The following is a 3,583-nucleotide window of genomic DNA, read 5'->3' on the forward strand; positions in this document are numbered from 1 at the left end:
TTTTCTCATAAAAATCAGCCTTTTTCTTTTGAAAGAACTCCCTGATTCGTTGCACGGTATCTTCGTTATAAGCCATTGTACGTGTAAAAGTAACCAAAAATCAATAATGGTACATCCTAAGTACTCACACCAAAAGAATGGCCCGAATAAATTTCTATTCCAACTCAGTTAATATGGTCAATCAAGTCTTTGTTGTCAATAAAAAACAACCAGATTTAACCCGTTAATACTAATTTTAATTTATAAATAGTCCAAAGGATTTTTATAAATTTATACCGAGAGGAAAAATAATATGATTCCAGTTCGCTTAGGCCTCCTGGAATCATTTTTACCAATTTTAATTTGTAAATAGTCCGAAGGATTTTTAGAAATTTAGATTGGTAAATGCCGAGGATACAGTATGTTAGGCCAATTTTTTCAAGAAAAATTAATAAATAAAATTGGACTTTACATAATGTCCATTCGGTATTATTTTTATCCTCGGCATTTTCAACATTGGTAAATACCGAGGATACAAAATGTTATACCAATGTTATTTGAGAAATAGTCCCAAACTATTTCGAAAATTATACCGAGAGGAAAAATAATATAATTCCAGTTCGCTTAGGCCTCCTGGAATCATTTATTTTTATCCTCGGCATTTGCAACAGTGGTAAATGCCGATGCATAAGCTGTTTAGTCCAATTATGGCTTAGCCTAATTGGACTATTACAGATTTGCAATCGGTGTTAGGCCAATTTTCTCAAGAAAAATTAATACATAAAATTGGACTAAACATAATGTCCATTCGGTATAAAATGGTCGGTAATTCCATAAAAACAGTTTAGGTAACATTATCCAATTCTGTTAATCCTTGGAAAACTAACGACAAAAATTAGAATCCCCATAGTATTTAAAAACAGGACAAGCTTCTGTCGAAGATACCGAAGTGTTTCGGAATCTTCGACACAGTTCCGTAGTCATTACGGAACGAAATTACTCCGACCGTTGTTAGAATAGTTCCGCTGCGCTTCACTTCGGTTAAGACCTTATATGATACAAACTGGCCTTCTGTCTTCCGTACGTGTCAAGTTGTTGGTTTTTCTCGTCCTAAAAAAAGTTGACACTTCAAAGTTGGCTACGTTGATTGCGTGGCCTGTTTAGCTTGTAGATGTAATTGTAATTGATTTTTAAGGTTAATATTGGGTGTGTTTATTGGAAATCAAAGTCAAATACAAATTGTTTTTATTTTATGTTTATAGGGTAGATTATTATTTTTGCCTAGTGTTGGATAATGAGTTTGGTGGTATGGCCATTGGTGGTCTTGAGAAAATAAATACAGTTTGCAAAGGTTAAAATGTATATTTGGGTTTCCATGTGTTTGGTTGGAAATCAAGGCTTTTTACCTCACCACCACCAGCCTCTTAGCCGCAATAGTTTTCCCATCAGCCACCAACTTACACAAATAAACACCTTGCTCAACATCTGCAAGGCCGATAGCCGATAAACCAAGCTGTATTCGTTTCTTCAATACCTCTTGCCCAAGCGTATTTGTAAGTTGCAGTTCTGCATGTAGGCTTTGCCCGGCATACATAATATTCAAGGTTTCTGTGGCGGGGTTTGGACTTAGCTCGAATAGCTTTGCTTTGCCCTCAGGTTGTGTGAAACCTACGGTGCAGGGAGTGGGCAATTCAAAAGCCCCAATTGTGGGTGGGTTGCTGCGGGCGTTGCCGTATATGTCGGTTGTAACTTCGTCCATCCATATACCACGTCCGCAAAGCTGTGAACCTAGTTGTAGATTGGGGAGGCTATCAGATATAAACTCGGGGGCAATGGAAAGAGAGTTTTGTTCGTAGGAGGTTGAATCCTGCCAATCTGAAAGTGAGCCAACATAATAATTATATCCAAAACTGGCAAAAGTATCCCCAGTTGTGTAGATACTATTATAGTCCCAAATATCAAATGGGGTATCTTCTACGTTCAGAGCCTTTGCTTGCCCTTCGTTGTATATTATATTATTCAATATGCGGCAATTGATGGACTGCCCCTGATACACCCTAAGTGTTGCAAATAAACTATTTGCTCGAATATTAGATTTTGTATGAATTGTATTGAAAATGACATCTATATTTTTAAATCCGTTTATAAACATACCTATCCCACTGGCTAACCAAGATGAATTTAAAAAATCGGCATAAATAAAATTATTGGCGATTATTCCTTTAATTGATTCATCTGAATATGAGCTACTTCTAATGTCAATACCAGCATTAATCAAGGTATTGTTTGTTATTCTAATATCAGTACCACTATCAATATAACTACAGCCACCAGTTAATGATACTGAGTTTGAAATAAATACATTGTTGCTAATTTGAACACTTTGTTGTCCATAGAGGTATAAACCTGAACCGTCAACAAAGTTGTTATGAATAAAATTATTACCCCGTGCATTGGGATAAGCTGATACTTGGTTATTTGTATTAAAAAACACACGTGAATTGCTATTACCCTTAAAAAGATTAGAACGAAATTCGTTATAGCCATTTAATTGCAGACTATCATTTGAATCGATTTTTGAATAAACAAAGTATCTTCCATCAGTATCCAAAAACTGATTATTGAGGAATCTAAGGTGTGAGGTTGCACCGACAAAATTTACTAAGGTATCATTGCTTCCGGTATTTTTGAATGTAATACCCTTGAAAACCAAATTGGCGGCTGCATTAACTTTTAAAACGTATCCGGGAGTAATTACTGAATCACCCTGCAATACAACTAAACTGCTATCGCCACTTTCGGATTCGAAGATAACAGGGCTGCTGGACGAAGCCCCCTGAATGGATTCAATCACAACAGTTTCATAATAAATCCCGTTTCTAATTCTAAAAGTGCATGAATCCGAAATGCCTTGCTGATTCAGGGCAACAACTGCTTCATTGAATGTGGTATAGTTTGGGTTTTCCCCTCCAATGGTAAATACCCCACTTAATTGAGCATTCATAGTTGAAGAAATTAACATAAGGACGGCAATGATACCGCCCTTAATGTGTGAATGGGTTTTGCTATTCATTGTTTATTTCTCATTCGCTTCAAAGTGTCAACCGGAAAAGCATGTTGTTTACTATTTACCAAAGACAATACAAAAAAGTCATCCGAATACGGCAAATCGGCAAAGTAAGTGTCCTCTTCACTTTTAATACCTTCACCCCAATCGTTTAAATTAAATCCATCCATAGTCTGATGTCGTCATTTATTATAGCTGCTATTCGGGTCATACTAGGGAATATTATCCTTGTATGACCTAAGAACCGTAAGTAAAGGGCATTGTTCAAAGATAAGAAAAATGTGTTGAAATAGTCCAAGATTTTTTGATTTGCAACACTGGTTATTCGGAGCGCCTCCGCTACCCCTGACGTTCCCAGGGCAGGGGCCGTAAGCGAATTTACAGATAAATATTCATACGAAGCACAAAATCGCTTATGGCATTTGCACCGTGTTGAACAAAAGCTTCGCTAGCCCCTTTAGACTATTCACGACCTAAAAATAAGCATATTCCGTAGATAAAAGTCAACTTTAATTTTAAAAAAGATGACTTTTAAAA

Annotated in this window: 2 protein-coding genes; both read right to left on the minus strand. The window is 36.3% G+C overall.

Features of this window, described 5'->3' with window-relative positions:
- Positions 1–1,381 precede the first annotated feature (1,381 nt).
- On the minus strand, positions 1,382–2,833 hold the full coding sequence (locus K1X82_15150; protein MBX7183447.1) for a T9SS type A sorting domain-containing protein: 1,452 nt from the start codon (positions 2,831–2,833) through the stop codon (positions 1,382–1,384).
- Positions 2,834–3,048: 215 nt separating this feature from the next.
- Positions 3,049–3,216: a hypothetical protein gene (locus K1X82_15155; GenBank protein ID MBX7183448.1), complete on the minus strand. Its 168-nt coding sequence runs from the start codon at positions 3,214–3,216 to the stop codon at positions 3,049–3,051.
- Positions 3,217–3,583: the final 367 nt, after the last annotated feature.

The sequence above is a fragment of the Bacteroidia bacterium genome, from assembly GCA_019695265.1.
Classification (GTDB): Bacteria; Bacteroidota; Bacteroidia; order JAIBAJ01; family JAIBAJ01; genus JAIBAJ01.

Excerpts from the sequence above, each read along its gene's own strand:
- K1X82_15155 (MBX7183448.1), bottom strand. The coding sequence starts at position 3,216 with ATGGATGGATTTAATTTAAACGATTGGGGTGAAGGTATTAAAAGTGAA.